General features: G+C 73.0%; 16 protein-coding genes. All 16 read right to left on the minus strand.

Going from position 1 to position 20,121, the window contains the following annotated elements:
- Positions 1 to 76 precede the first annotated feature (76 nt).
- Positions 77 to 1,618 (minus strand): class I adenylate-forming enzyme family protein, encoded by a 1,542-nt coding sequence (locus tag ACOQPP_RS06790; RefSeq protein WP_420636130.1) that lies wholly within the window; start codon positions 1,616 to 1,618, stop codon positions 77 to 79.
- Positions 1,615 to 2,499: a 1,4-dihydroxy-2-naphthoate polyprenyltransferase gene (locus tag ACOQPP_RS06795; RefSeq protein ID WP_420636131.1), complete on the minus strand. Its 885-nt coding sequence runs from the start codon at positions 2,497 to 2,499 to the stop codon at positions 1,615 to 1,617. The genes ACOQPP_RS06790 and ACOQPP_RS06795 overlap by 4 nt, the downstream gene beginning before the upstream one ends.
- Positions 2,496 to 3,356 (minus strand): 1,4-dihydroxy-2-naphthoyl-CoA synthase, encoded by an 861-nt coding sequence (gene menB / locus ACOQPP_RS06800; protein WP_420636132.1) that lies wholly within the window; start codon positions 3,354 to 3,356, stop codon positions 2,496 to 2,498. The genes ACOQPP_RS06795 and menB overlap by 4 nt, the downstream gene beginning before the upstream one ends.
- Positions 3,357 to 3,439: 83 nt before the next feature.
- On the minus strand, positions 3,440 to 5,221 hold the full coding sequence (menD, locus tag ACOQPP_RS06805) for a 2-succinyl-5-enolpyruvyl-6-hydroxy-3-cyclohexene-1-carboxylic-acid synthase (protein WP_419165101.1): 1,782 nt from the start codon (positions 5,219 to 5,221) through the stop codon (positions 3,440 to 3,442).
- The gene (locus ACOQPP_RS06810; RefSeq protein WP_420636133.1) at positions 5,218 to 6,660 is read right to left on the minus strand and encodes an isochorismate synthase; all 1,443 of its coding nucleotides are present in this window, start codon (positions 6,658 to 6,660) and stop codon (positions 5,218 to 5,220) included. Before ACOQPP_RS06810 ends, menD begins: the two co-directional genes overlap by 4 nt.
- On the minus strand, positions 6,657 to 7,562 hold the full coding sequence (locus ACOQPP_RS06815; protein WP_420636134.1) for a histone deacetylase: 906 nt from the start codon (positions 7,560 to 7,562) through the stop codon (positions 6,657 to 6,659). The genes ACOQPP_RS06810 and ACOQPP_RS06815 overlap by 4 nt, the downstream gene beginning before the upstream one ends.
- A 27-nt stretch (positions 7,563 to 7,589) precedes the next feature.
- On the minus strand, positions 7,590 to 9,635 hold the full coding sequence (locus ACOQPP_RS06820) for a TonB-dependent receptor (RefSeq protein ID WP_419165098.1): 2,046 nt from the start codon (positions 9,633 to 9,635) through the stop codon (positions 7,590 to 7,592).
- Positions 9,632 to 11,278 (minus strand): apolipoprotein N-acyltransferase, encoded by a 1,647-nt coding sequence (lnt, locus tag ACOQPP_RS06825; RefSeq protein ID WP_420636135.1) that lies wholly within the window; start codon positions 11,276 to 11,278, stop codon positions 9,632 to 9,634. The genes ACOQPP_RS06820 and lnt overlap by 4 nt, the downstream gene beginning before the upstream one ends.
- Positions 11,275 to 12,588 (minus strand): glutamate-1-semialdehyde 2,1-aminomutase, encoded by a 1,314-nt coding sequence (gene hemL / locus ACOQPP_RS06830; RefSeq protein WP_420636136.1) that lies wholly within the window; start codon positions 12,586 to 12,588, stop codon positions 11,275 to 11,277. The genes lnt and hemL overlap by 4 nt, the downstream gene beginning before the upstream one ends.
- Positions 12,585 to 14,033, minus strand: coding sequence for a 30S ribosomal protein S12 methylthiotransferase RimO (gene rimO / locus ACOQPP_RS06835; RefSeq protein WP_420636137.1), 1,449 nt, complete (start codon positions 14,031 to 14,033; stop codon positions 12,585 to 12,587). Before rimO ends, hemL begins: the two co-directional genes overlap by 4 nt.
- Positions 14,024 to 14,959 (minus strand): LolA family protein, encoded by a 936-nt coding sequence (locus ACOQPP_RS06840; RefSeq protein ID WP_420636138.1) that lies wholly within the window; start codon positions 14,957 to 14,959, stop codon positions 14,024 to 14,026. The genes rimO and ACOQPP_RS06840 overlap by 10 nt, the downstream gene beginning before the upstream one ends.
- A complete protein-coding gene (locus ACOQPP_RS06845; RefSeq protein WP_420636139.1) occupies positions 14,956 to 17,253 on the minus strand; it encodes a DNA translocase FtsK 4TM domain-containing protein in 2,298 nt (765 codons plus the stop codon). Before ACOQPP_RS06845 ends, ACOQPP_RS06840 begins: the two co-directional genes overlap by 4 nt.
- Positions 17,253 to 17,678 (minus strand): 2-phosphosulfolactate phosphatase, encoded by a 426-nt coding sequence (locus ACOQPP_RS06850; protein ID WP_420636140.1) that lies wholly within the window; start codon positions 17,676 to 17,678, stop codon positions 17,253 to 17,255. Before ACOQPP_RS06850 ends, ACOQPP_RS06845 begins: the two co-directional genes overlap by 1 nt.
- Positions 17,679 to 17,711: 33 nt before the next feature.
- A complete protein-coding gene (gene accC / locus ACOQPP_RS06855; protein WP_419165091.1) occupies positions 17,712 to 19,052 on the minus strand; it encodes an acetyl-CoA carboxylase biotin carboxylase subunit in 1,341 nt (446 codons plus the stop codon).
- Between the two features lie 16 nt (positions 19,053 to 19,068).
- Complete coding sequence (accB, locus tag ACOQPP_RS06860) at positions 19,069 to 19,548, minus strand: acetyl-CoA carboxylase biotin carboxyl carrier protein (RefSeq protein ID WP_420636230.1); 480 nt, start codon at positions 19,546 to 19,548, stop codon at positions 19,069 to 19,071.
- A gap of 2 nt (positions 19,549 to 19,550) precedes the next feature.
- A complete protein-coding gene (gene efp, locus ACOQPP_RS06865; RefSeq protein WP_419165089.1) occupies positions 19,551 to 20,114 on the minus strand; it encodes an elongation factor P in 564 nt (187 codons plus the stop codon).
- Between the last annotated feature and the right edge of the window lie 7 nt (positions 20,115 to 20,121).

Consider the following 20,121-nt stretch of genomic DNA (forward strand, 5'->3'; position numbering starts at 1 on the left):
CGAAAGATCTTCGACACCGCCCGCGATTGTCAAAGATGCTTCTTCCGCAGGAGGTCCCCCGCGCATCAAGCGCGTCTCAACCCGTCGCCGGATCGCCGGGGGTCTCCCCGGACCGCCCGGCGAGCAGCGCGCGCAGGCGGGGGCGGTCCACTTTGCCCGTCGCCGTGCGGGGGAGTCGTTCGACCACCTCCCAGCGGCGAGGGACTCGGGCGCCCGAGAGACGGCGGCGGCACCAGGGGTCCAGACGAACCGCGAGTTCGGGGTCGTCCCCGGCGACCGCGGCGGCCACGACCTGGCCCCACCTCTCGTCCGGCAAGCCGATCACGGCGACCTCCCGCACCTCGGGGTGCGCGGTGAGGATGGCTTCGATCTGGAGAGGGTCGATGTTCGTGCCTCCGCTGACGATGCGGTCGCGGAGACGGCCCGTCACGTGGAGGCGACCCTCCGCATCGAGGTGGCCGAGATCGCCGGTCGCGAACCAGTCGCCGCGGGGTCTCGCGGGGTCTCCGACGTATCCGCGGAAGAGGGTGGGGCCGCGGACCTCGATGTGGCCGGGGGGGGCGGGGGGCTGCCCGGCCCGGGTGGTCTCATCCCTGCCTTCGGCGGGCCGGATGCGGACCTCGACGCCGCGCAGGGGGCGGCCGCACGAGCGGTCGGCCGCCCGGAGCTGGCGGGGGGTCGCCGTGGCGACCTGCGAGCCCGCCTCGGTGAGTCCGTAGGTGAGGGCGATGGGCCACCCGGCTCCGAGCGCACGGTCGAGCAGATCCGGCGGGGTCGCCGCGCCGCCGAGCAGGACCGCGCGCAGGGAGCCCGGCGGCCGGGCGCCGGCCTCCAGCAGCCCGTGCAGCATCGCCGGCACGAGCGACACGTGCGTGATGGCGAGTGCGCCGAGCGCCCGGGCGACGGTGGCGGCGTCGAAGCGCGGAGAAGCGAGCCCCACCGAGGCGCCGGCGGCCGCGGCCCTGAGCGGCACGGCCAGCCCCCCGACGTGCGCCCAGGCCAGCGTCGCGAGCCACCGGTCGTCCGGGCCGAAGGCGAGACGTTCGTTCGCCGCCTCGGCGTTCGCCCTCAGCGACCGCCACTCGTGAACCGCGAAGCGCGACACGCCCCCGGTCCCCGAGGTGGCGAGGATCGCACCGCCCGCGGGCCCAGTCTCGACCCCCACATGGATCTCCTCGTCCGCCTCGCCGCCCGTCGTCGCCGACGGCTCGGCGGGGCGGCGGTGGTGGAGCCTCATCTCGCCGATTCCGGGCACCGAGAGGGCCTCGTCGGTCCATCCCGGCGCCGGCCAGGCGGTGCCGGGGCCCGTGAGCGCCGCGGCCGGCCGCAGCGCGGCGAGGAAGGCGTCTCGCTCGAAATCGGTCCATCCGGGGTGAGCCGGCGCCGGAATCGCGCCCGCCTCCGCGATCGCCGCCAGGGCGACGGCGCCCTCCGGGTCCAGCCCGAACCGGTGCGCCACGACGACGCCCGGACCCGCCCCGGCCTCCGAGAGCACCGCGGCGACGCGGTCGCTGGCGGCGCGAACTTCCGCGGCGGACCACCCTCCGTCCCGCTGGACGAGGGAGAATCCCGAAGCCGGGCCGGGAGCCCCCGGGCCGGGAGCCCCCGGGCCGGTCACAGCAGGCACCCGAGCGCGAACAGGAGACCGTACGCCCCCGTGGCCCGGGCCGTCGCCGCGAGCGCGGGGTTGAGGTCGCGCGGGTCCCGATGGCTCCACACGGTGCGGAGGGGCGGCGCCGCGAGCAGCAGCGCGGCGGAGGCGAGGAGCGCGCCCGGCGGCCACAGCCCGGCCGCGGCGCCGGCGGGGGGCACCGCGGCGGCGGTGGCGAGAAGCACCGAGTACTGCACGCGCGTCGCGGTCGGCCCGATCCTCACCGCCAGCGTGCGCTTGCCGGCCGCCGCGTCCGTCTCCCGGTCGCGCAGGTTGTTGACCACGAGGATCGCCGTCGCGAGCGCCCCCGCCCCCACCCCCGCGAGCACGGCCTCCGGCGCCCAGCGCGAGAGCTGCACGTAGGCGGTGCCGGCCACGGCGACGGGGCCGAAGAAGACGAACACGAACAGGTCCCCCAAGCCGTGGTAGCCGAAGGGCCGCGGCCCGCCCGTATAGCAGATCCCGGCCAGGATCCCCGCCGCCCCGATCCATACGATCGGCCACCCTCCCACCGCGACGAGGTACGCCCCCGCGACCGTCGCCAGGGCGAAGGCGACCGCCGCTCCGGTCCGGACGGCCCGCGGCGAGAGGAGGCCGGCCTGGGTCACGCGCGGGGTGCCGAGGCGGTCCTCCGTATCCGCGCCGCGGGCGAAGTCGGAGTAGTCGTTCGAGAAGTTGGTCCCGATCTGGATCAGCAGCGCCCCCGCGAGCGCCGCGAGGAACGGGCCCGCGGCGAAACCGCCCTCCTTCCACGCCAGCCCCCCGCCCGCGAGGACGGGTCCGGCCGCCGCCGGGAGGGTGCGCAGGCGGGCGCCGGTGAGCCACGCGCCCGCGCCGCCGGCCCTCACGGGCGCCAGGGATACCGCCGGAAGTCGGGAGCCCGCTTCTCGAGGAAGGCGTTCCTCCCCTCCTGTCCCTCCTCGGTCATGTAGAACAGCATCGTGGCGTGCCCCGCCAACTCCTGGATGCCGGCCTGTCCGTCGCAGTCCGCGTTCAGCGCGGCCTTGAGACAGCGGATCGCGAGCGGGCTCTTCCCGAGGATCTCCCGCGCCCAGTCGACTCCCTCCGCCTCGAGGCGGTCGAGCGGCACGACCTTGTTGACGAGCCCCATCCGCTCGGCTTCCTCCGCCCCGTACTGGCGGCACAGATACCAGATCTCGCGCGCCTTCTTCTGACCCACGGAGCGGGCGAGGTAGGAGGAGCCGAAACCCCCGTCGAAGCTTCCCACCTTGGGGCCCGTCTGTCCGAACACGGCGTTGTCCGCCGCGATCGTGAGGTCGCACACGACGTGGAGGACGTGCCCCCCGCCGATCGCGTATCCCGCCACGAGCGCGATCACCGGCTTCGGCATCGAACGGATGAGGCGCTGGAGGTCGAGCACGTTCAGGCGGGCGACCCCGTCCTTCCCCACGTATCCGGCCTCGCCGCGCACGCGCTGGTCTCCGCCCGAACAGAAGGCCCACTTCCCGTCCGCGGAGGGGCCGTTCCCGGTGAGGAGGACGACGCCGATCCGGTCGTCGTCCCGCGCGTCCTGGAAGGCCGCGTACATCTCGAACAGGGTGTCGGGGCGGAACGCGTTGCGGATCTCGGGGCGGTTGAAGCCGATGCGCGCGATCCCGTCCGTCTTGTGATAGGTGATGTCGCCGTACTCGCCGACCGGCTGCCAGACGACGCCGCTCTCCGGCGGCGTGAAGGTCTCTGCCATGCTGGGTTCTCCGTCAGGTTGCGGGCCTCGAGGCGCGGCCGCCTCGGCGTCTCGCAGTTCTCGTCGAGCGGGCCGGCGGGTCTTCAGAGCGCCGCGCGCGCCGCCTCCCGGGCGCGTTCGATGACGGCGCTTCGCCGTTCCCAGTTGTCGTGTCGGTCGATGCGAGCTTCGGTGAGGCGGAGGCCCGGGGGTCCGGGCCCGGTGCCCGCCGGCTGCCCACGGTGCGCCCCCAGCGCCTCCCTCAGTTCGGCGACCGACGCGACGGGACGGTGCGGGATTCCGGCGGCGGCGGCAACCGCTCCCAGGTCGACGGGCTGGGGCATGACGACGAAGGGGGTGAACGGCGGGTCGTGCTCGCGAATCGGGAGCATGTGGAAGATCCCGCCGCCGCGGTTCTGGATCACGACGATGTGGAGTCGCGCGCCGGCGGGGTGGCGGGCGAGGAGCGCCCCGGCGTCGTGGAGCAGCGTGAGGTCCCCGACGAGGGCGGCGGCGGGCCGCCCCGAGGCGGCCGCGGCCCCGAGCGCCCCGCTCACGTTCCCGTCGATGCCGCTGGCGCCACGGAACCCGAGGGCGCGGAGGGGCCGGTCCGTCGGGCGCGCGAAGGCATCCACGTCGCGGATGGGCATCGAGTTGCCGATGAACCAGGGCGTCCCTTCCGGCAGCGCCTCCGCCACGGCCGCGGCGATGGCGCCCTCGAACCAGCCGTCCGCCAGCGCGGGCGCGACCGCCGTCCACGCCGCCGCGTCGAGCTGCCGCCACCGGTCGGCCCACCCGGGTTCCGCCTCCCCCGCGCCGGAGGATGTCGCCCCGGCGAGCGTGGCGGCCGGATCGCCGGTGAGCGGCCTGGAGGAGGTCGCGAGGTGGTCCCGCCACCGGTGCGCCGCGTCGAGGAGGACCTGGGGCACGTCCCCGTGCCGCTCCAGGTAGCGACACACCCAGGCGGAGGTCGGCGCCCGGCCGATCCTGAGGACGAGGTCGGGGCGGAGCGCCGCGGCGATTTCGGCGTCGCCGAGGCAGAGGTCCGCGCTCCCCATCGTCCAATCGCTGGCGCCGGCGCCGAAGCGGGCGCCCGAGAGCGGATCCGCCACCAGCGGCGCGCCCGTCCGGGCCGCGAGCGCGAGCGCGGCGGCCCCGATCTCGGGACGGTGGTTCGGGCCGCACACGAGCAGGGGTCGCCGCGCGGCGCGCAGGAGCGCCGCCAACTCGGCCCCGGCGTCGGGCGCCGGCGGACCGGGATCGCCGGGAGGCGCCTCCGGGTCGGGCAGACGGGCCTCGAGCCCGGGCGGCACGTCGCCCGGCGCCCGGGTGGGCTCGAGCGGCTTGGCGAACTGCAGGTTCAGGTGCGCCGGCCCGGCCGGCGCCCCCGTCGCGGCACGCCAGGCCGCCTCCACCGCGGCGCCCAGCCGGGCGAGCCCCGTCTCGCTCGCTTCCGGGAGCGCGACATCGATCGAGGCCCGGGGATAGCGCCCGTAGAGGTCGACCTGGTCGATGGTCTGGTTCGCGTCCGTCCCGCGGAGGCTCGCCGGCCGGTCCGCCGTGAGGGCGAGCAGCGGAATCTCGCTCTGGCTCGCCTCCACCACCGCGGGGTAGAGGTTGGCCGCCGCGGTCCCCGATGTCGTGACGACGGCGGCCGGACGGCCGCTCTCCGCGCCGGTCCCGAGCGCGAAGAAGGCGGCGCAGCGCTCGTCCACGTGCGGGTGGACGACGAAGCGCCGGTCCGCGGCGAACGCCTCGACCAGCGGTGCCGACCGGGAGCCGGACCCGACGCAGACGTGCGACACTCCGAGGCGGGCCAGCCGGTCGGCCAGCGCCCGCGCCCACAGCGTGTTCCGGTTGGGGGCTGTCGGACCCGTCCCGCTCACGGCACTCGCGCGACCCCGAGCGCTCCCAGCATCGTCTGCAGCTTCACCCGGGTCTCGTCCCATTCGGCGCGGGCGCGGGAGCCCTTCACGATCCCCGCGCCGGCGTAGAGCCGCAGGAGGGGACCCCGGCACACGGCCGACCGCAGCGCCGGGGCGAACTCCCCATCCCCGCGGTCGTCGAACCAGCCGACCGGCCCCGCGTACCACCCCCGGCCCACCGGTTCCTCGGCCCGAATCAGCTTCAGCGCGGCGGAGCGCGGATCGCCGCACACGGCGGCGGTCGGGTGGAGGGCCTCGACGAGCGACAGGACGTGGGTCCCGGGCGGCGTCTCCGCCTCGAGTTCGGTCCGCAGATGCTGGATGCGGGGGAGACGCAACAGAGCCGGCTCGGAGACGTCCTCCACGGCCCGCACCCCCGCCGCACGGAGATGCCGGATGATGTCCTCGACGACGATGATGTGCTCCTCGCGGTTCTTGCCGCTGTGCACCAACTGGCGCCCGAGCCAGGCGTCCGAGACCGGGTCCGCGCCCCGCGGCGTCGACCCTCCGACGGCCATGGTGCGGAAGCGGTCGCCCCGCAGCGATCCGATCAGTTCGGGGGCGGCGCCGACCAGGAAGCGATCGGGCGCGAACTGGATCAGGTACAGGTGTGCGATCGGATTCGCGCTCCGGAGGGCCGAGAGGACGGCGGCCGAATCCGGCGGTTCGGAGAGCGTGATGTCGAGCGGGCGGGCGAGCGCGGCCTTGCGGACGCGGCCGGACCGGATGCGCTCGAGGATCCGTTCGACGCCCAGCCGCCAGCGTTCGGGGCCCACCGGTTCGTCGAAGGCCGTGGCCGGGGGGACGGGGCCCGGTCCGGCGCCCCGGCGCTCCAGTTCGGCGAGTTGCTCCCGCGTGCGCGTCGCCCGCCTCCGCAGCGCGTCGATCGCCTGGTCGCCGGGAACGGTCGCCGCGAAGCGGCGCGTCACCGTCAGCCGGGCACCGCGATCATCCGTCTCCACCTCGTAGGCGGGCAGTACGAAGCGGGCGCCCGGGAAGACATCCCAGAAGCCGGGCTCGCCATCCGCGTCCGGCCGCGGGTCGAAGGCGAAGCCGCCGTGCAGGCGCGGCCGGCGCGATTCGCCGTCCGGATCGTGAACCCAGCGGGCCGCGAACAGCCGTTGGGCCCGCTCCCGCGTCCACGCGATCGCGCCCGCGGCCGAGGGCGGCGGCTCGCCCTCCCGGCTGTCGATCTCGGCCGCCGTCCCCGCGTGAGCGATCCAGTGCGGACCGCTCTGCCAGAAGCCGCGCACGCGGATCGGCGGCGTCGCGAGCACCGCCTCGGGCTCGAGACTCGGCAGGCGGAGCGTCACGCTGGCGAAGTAGCTCTCCCCCTCTTCCCGCGCGGACTCCGCCGTCGCGGGCTCCGACTGGCGGCGGGAGTACTCGATGGCCTTCACGCCGCGCTCTCGATCTCGCGCGCCGTCCGGTGCGCGACGGCATGGAATTCCGCGGTCAGCTCCGGCGTCGCGGCATAGCCCCCCGAGAGGAGCAGGGCGAGCGGCAGATCCTCGCCGCGAATCGTGCCGATGACGATCCGGTCCCGCCGCTCGAGCCCGGCCCTCGTGAGGGCGAGGCGTCCGAAACGGTCGCCCGCGAGCACATCGACCCCGCCGAGATAGAAGACGAGATCCGGCCGCGACCGCGCCAGCGCTTCAGGGAGAAATCTCAGCAGCGCCTCCTCGTATTCGTCGTCTCCCGTCCCGTCGGGCAGCCCCATGTCCAGATCCGACGGCGTCTCCCGGAAAGGGTAGTTCCCTTCCCCGTGCATCGAGAAGGTGAAGGTATCGGGGTCGGCGGCGAACACGGCGGCGGTCCCGTTCCCCTGGTGGACGTCGAGATCGACCACGAGCACGCGCCGGATCCAGCCGCCCCGCCGCAGCATCCGGACGGCGACGCCCACGTCGTTCAACACGCAGAACCCCTCTCCGTGGTCCGGAAAGGCGTGGTGCGTGCCCCCGGCCAGGTTCGCGGCCACGCCGTCCTCGAGCGCCATCCAGGCCGCGTTCACCGTCCCCCGCACGGCGAGCCGCGACCGCCGCACGAGAGCGGGCGACCAGGGGAGCCCGAGGCGCCGCACCTCCTCGCGGTCCAGCGTGCCGTGCCGGAGCCTGGACAGGTAGGCCGGGGTGTGGACGAGCGCCAACTCCTCCCACGAGGCCTCGCCCGGCTCGACGACTTCCGCCGGGGAGATGAGCCCGTCCCGTTCCAGAATCTCGCGCAGCGCGGCGAACTTGCCCATCGGGAAGGCGTGTCCGCCGGGCAGCGGCACGGTGTATCCCGGGCTGTAGTTGACCCTCATGCGCGGCGCTCCGTGCCCCGGGACCGTTTAGAAGAGCCGGAACTGGAGACGAAGGAGGCGGCCCGGCCGGGGCAGCCCGCACTGATCGAACACCGCCGCGTCGGCCAGGTTGTCGAGCGACAGCGAAGTCTGGAGCGTGCCCATGGGTCCTCCGATGGCGAATTCCCGGCTCACGACGAGATCGAGGCGCGTCGTGGGGTCGAGCGCGACATCGCGCCCGAGATCCGGATCGACGCAGAACTGACGGCCGACCACCTCCACCGCGGCCCGCGCGCGGAGCCCCGCGGGGAGCGGACCCTCGACGTGAACCCCTCCCGCGATCGCGGGCTGGTACTCGGGCCGGGGACTCAGGCCGGGCGATCGTTCGTCCGTCACGTTCACGTCCTGCCAGGTGAGGTCGCCCCCGAGCGAGAGCCCTCCCCATCGCGCGTCGGCGAGGAGTTCCAGCCCCCCCGCGTCCACGCGCCGCCGGTTCTCCCTCCGGAAGCGGCCATCCCCCAGCCCCGTGCGTACGATCGCGTTCGAGAAACTCTGGAGGAAGAGGACGGCCTGCGCCTCGACCTCCGCCCCGAACGCGTCGATCGTGCCGGTGACGCCGCTCTCCAGGGCGCGCAGCGCCTCCGGCGCGAGGTTCGGGTTGGGGACGAAGCGGCCGAGCGCGCCCGAGTACAGTTCGCGCAGCGATGGGAAGCGCACGCGGCGGCTGGCCCCCATGTGGAGCCGAACGCGGCGGCCGACCTGAGCCGAGCCTCCGATCCGCGCGCCCCAGTCATCGATCGCCTCGCGGGCCTGCCGCCCGCCCGTCTCCGGCGTACTGCCGCGATCGAAGCTCGCCCCGAGGCTGATGCGGACGCCGGACCAGAACCCGCCGCCCGACCCCGCGAGCGGGAACTCGGCCTCTCCCCCGAGGCTCAGCAGACGCTGGCGGAAGACCGAGCGGTCGCCGGGCACGAGCCGCTCCACATGACGCGTCTCCGCCCACGTCAGCGCGCTTCGCAGCACGCCCGCTCCGAGTTCGTGGTCCGACAGCGCGCGCAGGGTGAGCGTGCGGTCCTCCGCGAACTCCTGCCCGACGATCTCCTCGTAGGCCAGCGTGTCGAACTCGTCGATCTGCGCGTCGCCCGCGTCGACTCCGATGCTGACCTCGAAATCCCCCGTCCCGAGCGGCGTCCGGCCCCACGCCGTCCCCGCGGAGACGGTCCCCACGAACCGCTTCGTGTCGGGGATGCGCCACCGGCGGGGGCTTCGGACGTGAAGCTCCGGAGGGACCCCCTTGGCGGCGCGGTAGCCGAAGGTGGACATCGATACCCAGCCGCCCGCCTCCGATTCGTACCGGCCCGTGAAGAAGGCGCTCGCGTGGTCGAGATCGCTGTTGAGACGCCGCTCCGGGTCCGCCCCGGCCGGCTGCGTCACGCCGCCGGGAAGGGGCACGCCGTCACGCGAGCGCCAGGCGCCGCCGCCCTGCACGGAGAGCCCCCCGTCGCCGGAACTCCAGGTGCGGCCCAGGCGCACGCCGCCGAACATCGCCCCGGTCGCGTCCACGCCGCCCTGGGCGCCGTTCAGCCGGCGGGCCGGGTCCACGCTGCCGTGCCCGATCTCGATCGACACGACACCGCCGAGGACATTCGGCCCGTGCAGGACGGACGAGATCCCGCGGAAGAGTTCGATCTCGCGCGCGGCGTCGATGGGGATGAGCGACAGGTCCGTGCGCGCGTCCCAGCCCAGGGTGAGCGGCACCCCATCGACGAGCACGGCGAGCTGGCGTGATTCCGTCCCCCGCAGGGTGAGCTGGGCCTCGCCGCGCGAGTTCTCCCGCACCTGCACGAAGGGGAGCTCCCGCAGAGCCTGCTCCAGCAGCGGGACCGCGGCGACGCGCGGCGACTGGAGGCTGAGGCGCACCGCGCTGGCGCCGGAGACGCTCGCGATCGGCCGCGTGGCCTCGATGCGAAGTTCCCTCATCCGGAACACGGTCGTGTCGCGCCGCAGCGTGTCCGGCACCTGCCCCGCGACGCCGCCCGGCCCGCCCGCGCACACGACCGCGGCCGCCAGCCACTGCAGGAGTCTCCGTCTCATCCGCTTTCGCGCGCCTCGTTCGACCGTTCCACCTCGACCTTGTCGACCTTCCGTCCCCATATGGACGCGCAAAGGGCGAGAATCGCCACGACCGCCGCCGTCGTCCCCACGATGTCGCCGAAGCGGACGTAGACCGTCAGTCCGTCCGTCGTCGCCACATCGGCCACGAACGCGGCGGGCTCGAACAGTTCGGTCCGGTGCGAGACCCGGCCCAGCGGATCCACGATCATGGACACCCCCGTGAGCCCCGACCGCGCCGCCCCCATGCGGGTTTCGATCGAACGCATGACGAGGTGCGCCGGATGCTGCCACAGCGCGCTCGAACGGCTCCACCACGCGTCCCGACCGTACCAGGAGTCGTTCGTGATGTTGACGAGGAAGTCCGCGCCGTTCCGGCGGTAGTGCCGCGCGAGCGGGGAGAAGATCGACTCGTAGCAGATCATCGTCCCGTAGGCCGCGGTCCCCCGCTCGGTCGAAATCTCGATCGGCGACTGCCAGTCCCCGACGCCCAATCCGCCCGTGTAGGGGATGCGACTGAGCCATTCCGGCGGCACGAAGGGGACCCGCTCCACTATCGGCACGACGAAACGCTTGTCGTAGCGGTTGACGAGGCCGTCGCCGGGGCGGAAGTGGTAGGCGGAGTTGAACGGCTGGTATCTCCCGGGGCCGAGGTCGTCCCCTCCGCGCCCCCCTACGACGACCTCCGCCTCCTGCGTGGCGACGATCCCCTCCGCCCACTCCTGGGCCGCCGGCCAGCCGGGATGGGGGTAGGAAGGCAGGGGATCCAGGACGGTCGCCTGCAGCATCGTCTCGGGAAAGATCACGAGGTCCATGCGTTCGCGGCCCACCCAGGGCGACGTCAGCGTCGCGGTCGCGCGCAAGGCGCTGTCCGTCGAAGCGACGGGATCAAGATCGCGCAGGTGCTGGGGCACGTTCGGCTGCACGATGCCCACCCGGGCCACGGTGCGGGTCTCGAGCGTCTGCCAGCGCGCCACCGAGTACGCGACCGGTCCCGCCAGCGTGACCAGCAACGCGAGCGCCGGTCCGCGGGCCGCCCGCCACCCCCGCGCGCGAAAGGCGAGGAACCCCATCGCGATGAGGGCGTTGGCCGCCGCGAGCCAGAAGGAGAGGCCGCGCGAGCCCACGAGATCCGCCGCGCCTATCAGGATCGGGTAGCCGGAAAGGGAGTCGCCGAATTGCATCCACGGGAAGGAGACCTCCAGCAAGTGGGCGCGCAGCACTTCTCCCGCCGTCCAGAAGACCGGGAAGACGAGATAGAGCGGCCACCGGAAACGGCTGCGGACCAGATGTATCGCGCCCGCCACCCACGACATGAACGCCGACAGGATGAGGATGGGCGCGAGGAACGCGAACACGGCCCACCAGGTGTAGAACACGAGGGCCACGAAGAGCCAGTACAGGACGAGCGTGTAGTAGATGAGCCCGAAGAAGAACCCTCCGGTGCGCGCCTGTTTCCGCCCCTCGGCCGTGGGCGGGAGTCCCTCGAGCCAGACGATGAACGGGACGAGCGCGACGAACGACGTCACCAGCAGGTGGAAGGGGGGATGGGCCAGCCCCATGAGCATCCCGCCGGCGACCAGCGGGCCGGCCCGCTCGGGGACGACCCGGTCCCGCCAGCTCAATTTGCACCTGCCAGCGCCGCGTCCATCGCTTCACCCGCCACGGCAACCGTGTTCTCGATATCCGCGTCGGTGTGGGCCGTGGAGAGAAACCCCGCTTCGAACGCGGAGGGTGCGAAGAACACGCCGCGCTCGAAACACGCCCGGTAGTAGCGGGCGAACAACTCCGTGTCGGCCCGGCGGGCGCCGTCGAAGTCGACCACCGGGCCCTCGGTGAAGAAGACGCCCCACATGGACCCGATCGCGGTCCCGCAGGCCGGGATGCCGCGGGCACGGGCCGCCGTCAGGATCCCCTCGACGAGCGTCGAGGCCCGCCGCTCAAGCGGCGCGAAGGGGTCGGTACGCTCGAGTTCCTCGAGCTGGGCGAGGCCCGCCGCCATGCCGAGGGGGTTCCCGGACAGCGTCCCCGCCTGGTACACGCATCCTTCCGGGGCGACGCGCCGCATGAGGTCGAGGGGTCCGGCGCAGGCCGCGACGGGGAGGCCGGCGCCGACGACCTTGCCGAGCGTCGTGAGGTCCGGGGTGACGCCGTAGCGTTCCTGTGCACCGCCTCGGGCGACGCGGAACCCGGTCATCACTTCGTCGAAGATGAGGAGGGCCCCCGCGCGGTCGCAGGCGTCGCGCAGCCCCTGGAGAAAACCCTTGCGGGGCGGGATGAGGCCGGCGTTCCCGGCCACGGGTTCGACGATGACGGCGGCCACCCGGGGCCCGTGTTCGGCCAGGACGGCATCGACCGCTTCGAGGTCGTTGTACGGAGCGGTCAGCGTGAGGGCGGAGGTGGCCGCCGGCACCCCGGGCGAATCGGGGAGGGACAGGGTGGCGACGCCCGACCCGGCCACGACGAGAAACCCGTCCGCGTGGCCGTGATAGCACCCCTCGAACTTCAGGATGAGGTCGCGGCCCGTCGCGGCGCGGGCCAGCCGCACGGCCGACATCGTCGCCTCGGTGCCGCTGTTCACGAAGCGCACCATCTCGACGCCGGGCACCCACGCCGCGAGGCGCTCCGCCAGTTCGACCTCGCGCGCGTGGCACGCCCCGAAGCTCATGCCGTCGCGGGCCGCGCGCGTCACGGCCTCGACGACGGGCGGGGCCGCGTGTCCGAGGATGAGCGGGCCCCACGAGAGGACGTAGTCGAGGTAGCCGCGGCCGGCGTGGTCGAAGATGCGCGCGCCCTCGCCACGGGCGGCGAACAGCGGCGGGAGGCCGACCGGGCCGAACGCCCGCACGGGGGAACTCACGCCGCCCGGCATCACCGCGCGGGCCCGGCGGATCCAGTCGGACGCGCCGGGCGGCTGCCGCGGGCCCGCCCTCACCGGCCCCAGGCGCTGTCGAGCCCGAGGACGGGGAGCCCGCGCCCCGGGGCGGCCGCGGGTGCCGTCATGGCCCGGGTCGGCGCCTCCCGGATGACCTCCCGCACGCGTCCGGCGAGGTCGAAGTCGGCCGCCCGCTCGATCCCGACGCGCACCAGCGAGCCGGGCGCGAGCCCCTCCGCGCCGACGAGCACCGTGGCGCCGTCCACATCGTCCGCCTGGCTCTCGACGCGGCCGACCTGTGCCGCGCCGGGCGCTCCCTCCTCGTACAGGAGTCCCGGCACCGGATCGTCCGCGCCGGCCGGCCCGTCGACGATCGCCGTGCGCTCGCGGCCGACCTCCGCCGCGAGCCGTTCGCCGCTCACCGCGCGCTGGACCACCAGCACCTCCTCGAGGCGTTCCTGAGCGACACCCGCGGGCACGCAGTTCTCGTCCATCGCGGCCGCGCGCGTCCCGTCCTGGGGCGAGAACGCGAACGCCCCCAGACGGTCGAAGGGCACTTCGTCCAGGAAGTCCACCAGCTCGCGGAACTCCGCGTCCGTCTCGCCCGGGAAACCGACGAGGACCGTCGTCCGCAGGGTGAGCCCGGGGATCGCGTCGCGGAGCCACGCGACCTTCTTCCGCAGCGTCGCGGCACGCTCGGGCCGGCGCATGCGATGGAGGACGGTGTCGCTCGCGTGCTGGATCGGCATGTCGATGTAGGAGAGGAGCCGCGGCTCGGACGCCATCAGCTCCACGAGCGGCTCGCGCAGCCCGGCCGAGTAGATGTACAGGAGCCGGAACCAGGGGATCGATGTCTCGCGCAGGAGCGCCTTCACGAGCGTCGCGATGTCCGTCCCGTCGCGGCGTTCCCGACCCCAGTGGGCGAGGTCCTGGGCGACGAGGTTCACCTCCACCGCACCCTGCGCCTCGAGGCGCTGCGCCTCGGCGACGATCCGCTCCAGTTCGAAGGAGCGGTGCTTCCCGCGCCACAGGGGGATGGCGCAGAAGGCGCACCCGTGATCGCACCCCTCGCTCACCTTCAGGTAGCGCACGTGCCGGGACGCGACGGGGATCCGCTCGCCCGGATGCACGCCTCCGGCCGGGGCCGGAGTGTTCAGCAGGCCGCGGGCGCGCAGTTCGGGCACGAGCCGGTCGAGATCGCGCAGGCCGAGCAGCAGATCGACCTCGGGCAGCGCGCCCTCCAGCTCGTCGCGGTAGCGCTCGACCATGCACCCCACCGCCACCACGCCGCGGCACGATCCGTCGCTCTTCATGCGACCGGCCTCGATGAGCGTCTCGATGGACTCTTCCTTCGCCGCGTCGATGAACCCGCAGGTGTTGACGAGGATTACCTCGGCGTCCGCGGGGCTGGTGCGCTCCGCGCCGCGGCCGACGAGTTCCGCGAGCAGGCGCTCGGAGTCGACCGTGTTCTTGTCGCAGCCGAGGCTGACGAGGCCTAGTCGCATCGCACGTCGCCGGGGAAGATCTGCACCCCCGAGGGGGGCGCGTACGCGAACAGCGAGGTATCGATCGGCGCCTGCGGTTCGAGCCGCGTGAGCGTCACCGTGCGGACCATCTCGTTCTCCTCCCGGACCCGGAAGCGGCGGACGTAGTGATCGGCGACCCCGATCCAGAGGCGCACCTCCACGTATCGCGCCGGAAGCTGTCGCGGCGTCAGCGCCACGACCCGGGTCTCCGTCCCCTCGATCGCCTCGACCCCCGCGTCCACCGCGTCGTAGCGGATCCTGGCTTCGGAGAGCAGACGGCCGAGGATGTCGATGCTGCCGAGTTCGACCCCCTCATCGAGGCGCGAGACCATAACCTGGTCGTGGAGCGAGGGCTCGTAGAGCCACAGACAGGAGCCGTCCGCGATGTAGATGTCGTCCGCCGGGACCTCGAAGTCCATGCGGAAGCGGTTTCGGCCCGCCTGGTACCACATGCCGTGCCCCTCGCGCGTCCGTCCGAGCAGCGGGTTCTCGATCCGCTGTGAGAAGGCGGCGCGAAGGCGGTCGAGCCCGGCGTAGGCCGCGTCGGCGAGCGCGAGCAGCGAGTCGACGCCCACCTCGCCGGGCGCCGGGCCGGGTGGCACCGGGTCGGACGCTCCCGGGTCGGACGCCCCCGCGTCGGCGGGCGGCGCCGGGTCGGCGGCGGCATCGGACGCCGGCGACTCCCCCGCGTCGCCGGGCATCGGGGGGCTCCCGGCGGCCGGCTGGCTCCCGGCGGCCGCGGCGGCCTCGCGCGCCGGTTCGGGCGCCTCCGCGCGCCGTCCGAACTCGGCTTCGAGCCGGGCGCGCGCCTCGGCCCCGGCGGACGAACCACGGTCGGCGCAGCCCGCGGACAGGCCGGCGACCAGCGCCGCGGCTGCGAGAATCCGCCCTTCCCGGAGCCTCATGCCTCGTCGACCGTCCCTTCGTCCAGATCCGTCAGCGTCGCCAGCACCTCGCGGGGTTTGGACCCCTCCGCGGGTCCCACGATCCCGGCCGCGTGCAACTGGTCGATGATGCGCGCCGCCCGCCCGTAGCCGATCCTGAGCCGGCGCTGCAGAAGGCTGGTCGAGCCGGCGGAATGCGAGACCACGATCTCCGCGGCCTGGCGGAACAGCTTGTCGCGGTCCCCGGCGCTTTCGTCCGACACCGCCGCATCGCCTTCCTCTTCCTGAATTTCCTTCAGCAGGTCGAGGATGTCGCGCTCCGCGGCCGCTTCGGCCTCGGCCTCGGCCTCGGCGCGCGCCTTCGCCTGGGCCCGGTACCAGTCGAGCAGACGTTCGGTCTCCTCCGAGGAGATGTAGGCGCCCTGGATGCGGACGGGGTCGGACTCGCCGGGGGGCAGGAAGAGCATGTCTCCGTTCCCGAGCAGACTCTCCGCCCCGTTCATGTCGAGGATCGTGCGGCTGTCGATCTTCGACGCGACCCGGAAGGCGATGCGGCTCGGGATGTTCGCCTTGATGAGACCGGTGAGGACGTTCACCGAGGGGCGTTGCGTCGCGAGCACGAGGTGGATCCCCACCGCCCGCGCCTTCTGGGCCAGCATCGCGAGCGGGGTCTCGACCTCGGACTGCACCGTCATCATGAGGTCCGCGAGTTCGTCGATGACGAGCACGATGTAGGGGAGCGGGCCTTCCTCGTAGGGCGCCGGCCCGTCGGCCACGCCCCGCTTGGGCAGGAACACCTTGCGGCCGCCCGCGATCCGGCCGTTGAATTCCCCGACGTTCCGGCAGCCGTTCGAGGAGAGCAGCCCGAACCGCCGCTTCATCTCGTACACCGCCCACTTGAGGACGGACGCGGCTTCATCGTTGTCGGTGATGACCGGATGGCGGAGGTGGGGCAGGTCTCCGTAGACCGACAGTTCCACCATCTTGGGATCCACCATCAGGAGGCGCAGTTCGGCCGGCACGTAGCGGCAGACCAGGCTCGTGATGAGGGCGTTGATGCACACCGACTTGCCGGATCCCGTCTGGCCGGCGATGAGGAGGTGCGGCATGCGGGTGAGGTCCGCGCACACGGGCTTTCCGGAGAGGTCGCGCCCCAGCGCGAGCGGCAGCTTCTGGCGCCCCCGCCGGTAGGCCGGGCTCTCGAGCACTTCGCGCACGAGGACCATCTCCGAGGCGGGGTTGGGGACCTCCACTCCCACGGCCCCCTTGCCGGGAATCGGCGCCACGATCCGGACGGATGGCGCCTTCAGGGCGAGCGCGATGTCGTCCGCGCGGGCGGAGATCTGTCCCACCTTCACGCCGGGGGCGGGGACGACCTCGAACTGCGTCACGACGGGGCCGGTCGTCCAGCCTCCGATTTCACCGGCGACGCGGAAGGTCGCCAGCTTCTCGATGAGAATCTCGCCCAGGCGATCGAGGTCGCGCACGCCGAGACCGCTCCCCGGCCCCTCCGGTTCGTCGAACAGATCGACGGGCGGGAGGTCGCGGGAGTCGGGATCCCCGAACTCCTCGAGTTCCGGGACGGGGGACGGTTCATCCGCCGCGCGGTCGCGGTCCGGCTTTGCCGCGGGGTCGCGGTCCGGCTTCGCCGCCGCGCGCGTCGTCTTCCGTTTCGCGGGCCGGCGCGTCTTTCGGGCCTCGCTGGGCGGATCCGGTCTCGCGGGCGGGCCGGGGGCCCGGGACGACCGTTCCCGCCGGAACCGGCCGACGAGGATGCGGCCCAGCCCGCGGGCGCCACGCGCGCTTGCGACCAGCCCGCGCCCGGTCGCCCTCCCTCCCGCCGCCACCGCGCCGGCCAGCGACCAGCGCATCGTGACGACGAGGGTGAGCACGAGCACGCCCGCGCCGATCAGCGATCCGCCGACCCGGCCGAACAGCATCTCGAGACCCCGCCCGGCGTTGTCGCCCAGCCAGCCCACGGAGGGGGCGGACGCGTCGGGCCGCGGCGCCATGAGCCAGAACAGCGCGGGGAGGGTGACGAGGAGCACGACGGAGAGGATCGTCCCGCGCACCGCCCGCCCTCGGCCGCCCCAGCCCAGGAAGTACGCGCCCCAGGCGAAGGCCGGGATCGCGAGCAGTGCGGCGAGGGGCCCGAGCGCGGAGTCGAGCGCACCGTGGAGCCGGCGGCCGGCGGTCCCGATCCAGTTGTTCTCATCGCCGGCAAGCGCCGGGGAGACGAGCGCGAACGCCACGAGCAGGCCAAGCAGGATCAGCGCGACGCCCAGCACCTCGCGCCGTTGCCGTTCATCCACCATCACACGTCCTCCTCCCCACCCTGGCAGCCCCTGTCAGAGACGAGGGCACCGTCACGCCGGACCGGCACGACCGCGAGATCGTCTACGGCCGCGCAGGCCCGGAGGTCGTCCGCCCGGCCGATGGCGCGCAGGGCTCGCCCGGCCGCGGTGCAGGCGAGGCCGGCCGGGGTCGGCGGGCCCAACTCCGTACGGAGCGCCTGCGCGGCTCGCGCGCCATCGGTCAATGTAGCCCCCGCGACCGCCTGGACGAGCCGCGTTACAAGATGACCCGCGCACCACGCGTCGTCCATGCTCACGCGGCCTCGCCGCCCGGCGCACACGATCGCCACGCCGCCCCCGCCGCGGGCCGCGTCGCCCGCCACCGCCCGCAGCGTCCGCCCGGCGACCGTCGCCCGGTCGTACTCGCCGGGCGCGTGGGGAGCCACAGGACGTCGATCGCGCTCACGGCGAACCGCCGCTCAGGCGCGGGCCAGGAACCGCTCGACGAACCCCGTGTCGATCTTGCCCGAGACGAAATCCGGATGTGCGAGCATCTTGCGGAGGAAGGGGGCCGTGGAAGGGACGCCCTCGAGGGTGAACTCATCCAGCGCGTGGTACGCGCGGACCCGGGCCTCCTCCCGCGTCTTGCCCCACACGATGAGCTTGGCGAGGAGGGAATCGTAGTACGGGGGGACGACGTAGCCGGCGTAGATGTGGGTGTCGACGCGCAGGCCGGGGCCGCCCGGGGCGTGGAACGCCGTGATCGTGCCGGGCGATGGCCGGAACCCCTGCTCCGGATCCTCCGCGTTGATCCGGCACTCGATCGCGTGGCCCTGCAACTCCACGGGCTGCCGGACCGACAGCTTCTCTCCCGCCGCGATCCGGATCTGCTCCTTGATGAGGTCGACGCTGGTCACCAGTTCGGTCACGGGGTGCTCGACCTGGATCCGCGTGTTCATCTCCATGAAATAGAACTCGCCGTCGGGCGCGAGCAGGAACTCCACCGTACCGGTGCTCTGATACCCGATCGCACGGGCTCCCAGGATCGCCGCCTCGCCCATGGCTTCCCGGAGTTCCGGCGTCACGGCCGGGCTGGGCGCCTCCTCGATGAGCTTCTGATGGCGGCGCTGGCTCGAGCAGTCGCGCTCGCCCAGGTGGGTGACGCGTCCGTGCCGGTCGCCCACGATCTGAACCTCCACATGGCGCGGCCGGCCGATGAGCTTCTCGATGTACACGGTCGGATCGCCGAAGCTCACCTCGGCTTCGTTCCGGGCCACGGAGAAGAGCCTCCGGAAATCCGCCTCCTCGAAGGCGGCCCGCATCCCCTTCCCCCCGCCGCCGGCGGACGCCTTGATCATGACCGGGAACCCGATCCGGCGGGCTTCCTCGAAAGCCTCGTCCGCGTCATCGAACGGAGCCGAGCCCGGGACCACGGGCACGCCCGCCTCCGTCATCGTCCGCCGCGCCTCCGCCTTGTCCCCCATGCGGCGGATCTGCTCGGGCGTCGGACCGATGAACACGAGGCCGCTCCGTTCGCAGATCTCCGCGAACTCGGCGTTCTCGGCCAGGAACCCGTAGCCCGGATGGATGGCGTCCGCACCGGTGATCTCGGCGGCGGCGAGGATGCGGGGGACGTTCAGGTAACTCTCGCGGCTGAGGGCGGGGCCGATGCAGATGTCCTCATCGGAGAAGCGCACGTGGAGCGAATCGTGGTCGGCCTCCGAGTACACGGCGACCGTGCGGATGTCGAGTTCGCGGCACGCGCGCAGGATACGGAGCGCGATCTCGCCCCGGTTGGCGATCAGGACCTTGCGAAACATGATGCCCGCCCGGCCGCTAGTCCGGCTCGATGCGGAAGAGCAATTCGCCGAACTCGACCGGATCGGCGTTCTCGGCCGAGATCTCGCGCACGATGCCGGCGACGTCCGACTGCAGTTCGTTCATCAGCTTCATCGCCTCCAGAATACAGAGCGTCTGGCCGGCTTCGACGCGGTCGCCGACGGAGACGAACGGATCCGCACCGACCGCGGTCGCCCGATAGAAGGTCCCGACCATGGGCGACAGGACCTCGAACAGCATCTCGGAGGGGGCCGCGTCAGAGGCGGCGGAGGGCGCCGGCGGTGCGGTCGCCTGCGGTCCGGGAACGCTGCCGGCGCTGGGTGCCGCCACTCCGGCCGCCGCCGTGACGCGCGGGGACTTCCGGATCCGGACTCTGGTGGGATCCCCCAACTCCGAGCCGACCAGCTCGATGTCCAGGGCGTCCACGCCGGACTCCTCGACCAGCTTGATGAGCCCCTTCAGCCAGTCCATATCCATAGTCAAGTCACCCGCGTGATGTACTTGCCTTCGGTCCGGTCGACACGTACGACGTCGCCGACCTCGAGAAAGAGCGGAACCTGTACCACGGCGCCCGGCGCGAGCCGGGCACGCTTCGCGCCCCCCTGGGCCGTGTCCCCGCGAACGCCGGGTTCCGTCTCCACGATCTCCAGTTCCACGAACTGCGGCAGCTCGACCGAGAGTACGACGCCATCACGGTTCAGACCCTGGCACTCCATGTTCTCCTGAAGATACCGGAGCTGGTCCTCGCCGATCTGCTCTCCCGAGAGCGGGATCTGCTCGTAGGTCTCCATGTTCATGAAGTAGTACAGCTGACCGTCGGTGTAGGTGTACTGGATCGGACGCCGCTCCAGCCGGACCTCCTTCACCTTCTCGCCGGCCCGGAAGGTCTTGTCGATCACGCCTCCCTCCATCACGTCCTTGAGCTTGGTGCGCACGAAGGCGCCGCCCTTCCCCGGCTTGACGTGCTGGAAGTAGGTGATCGAGTAGAGGGTGCCGTTGAACTCGATCACCATCCCTCTGCGAAAGTCCGAAGTATCTGCCATGGTCTCC

The sequence above is a fragment of the Candidatus Palauibacter sp. genome, assembly GCF_965222475.1.
GTDB lineage: Bacteria > Gemmatimonadota > Gemmatimonadetes > Palauibacterales > Palauibacteraceae > Palauibacter.

Coding starts and splice junctions, on each gene's coding strand:
- ACOQPP_RS06815 (WP_420636134.1), bottom strand. CDS start 7,562: ATGAGGGTCAACTACAGCCCGGGATACACCGTGCCGCTGCCCGGCGGA.
- rimO (WP_420636137.1), bottom strand. CDS start 14,033: ATGCGACTAGGCCTCGTCAGCCTCGGCTGCGACAAGAACACGGTCGAC.
- ACOQPP_RS06840 (WP_420636138.1), bottom strand. CDS start 14,959: ATGAGGCTCCGGGAAGGGCGGATTCTCGCAGCCGCGGCGCTGGTCGCC.
- ACOQPP_RS06845 (WP_420636139.1), bottom strand. CDS start 17,253: ATGGTGGATGAACGGCAACGGCGCGAGGTGCTGGGCGTCGCGCTGATC.
- efp (WP_419165089.1), bottom strand. CDS start 20,114: ATGGCAGATACTTCGGACTTTCGCAGAGGGATGGTGATCGAGTTCAAC.
- accB (WP_420636230.1), bottom strand. CDS start 19,548: ATGGATATGGACTGGCTGAAGGGGCTCATCAAGCTGGTCGAGGAGTCC.
- accC (WP_419165091.1), bottom strand. CDS start 19,052: ATGTTTCGCAAGGTCCTGATCGCCAACCGGGGCGAGATCGCGCTCCGT.
- ACOQPP_RS06820 (WP_419165098.1), bottom strand. CDS start 9,635: ATGAGACGGAGACTCCTGCAGTGGCTGGCGGCCGCGGTCGTGTGCGCG.
- menB (WP_420636132.1), bottom strand. CDS start 3,356: ATGGCAGAGACCTTCACGCCGCCGGAGAGCGGCGTCGTCTGGCAGCCG.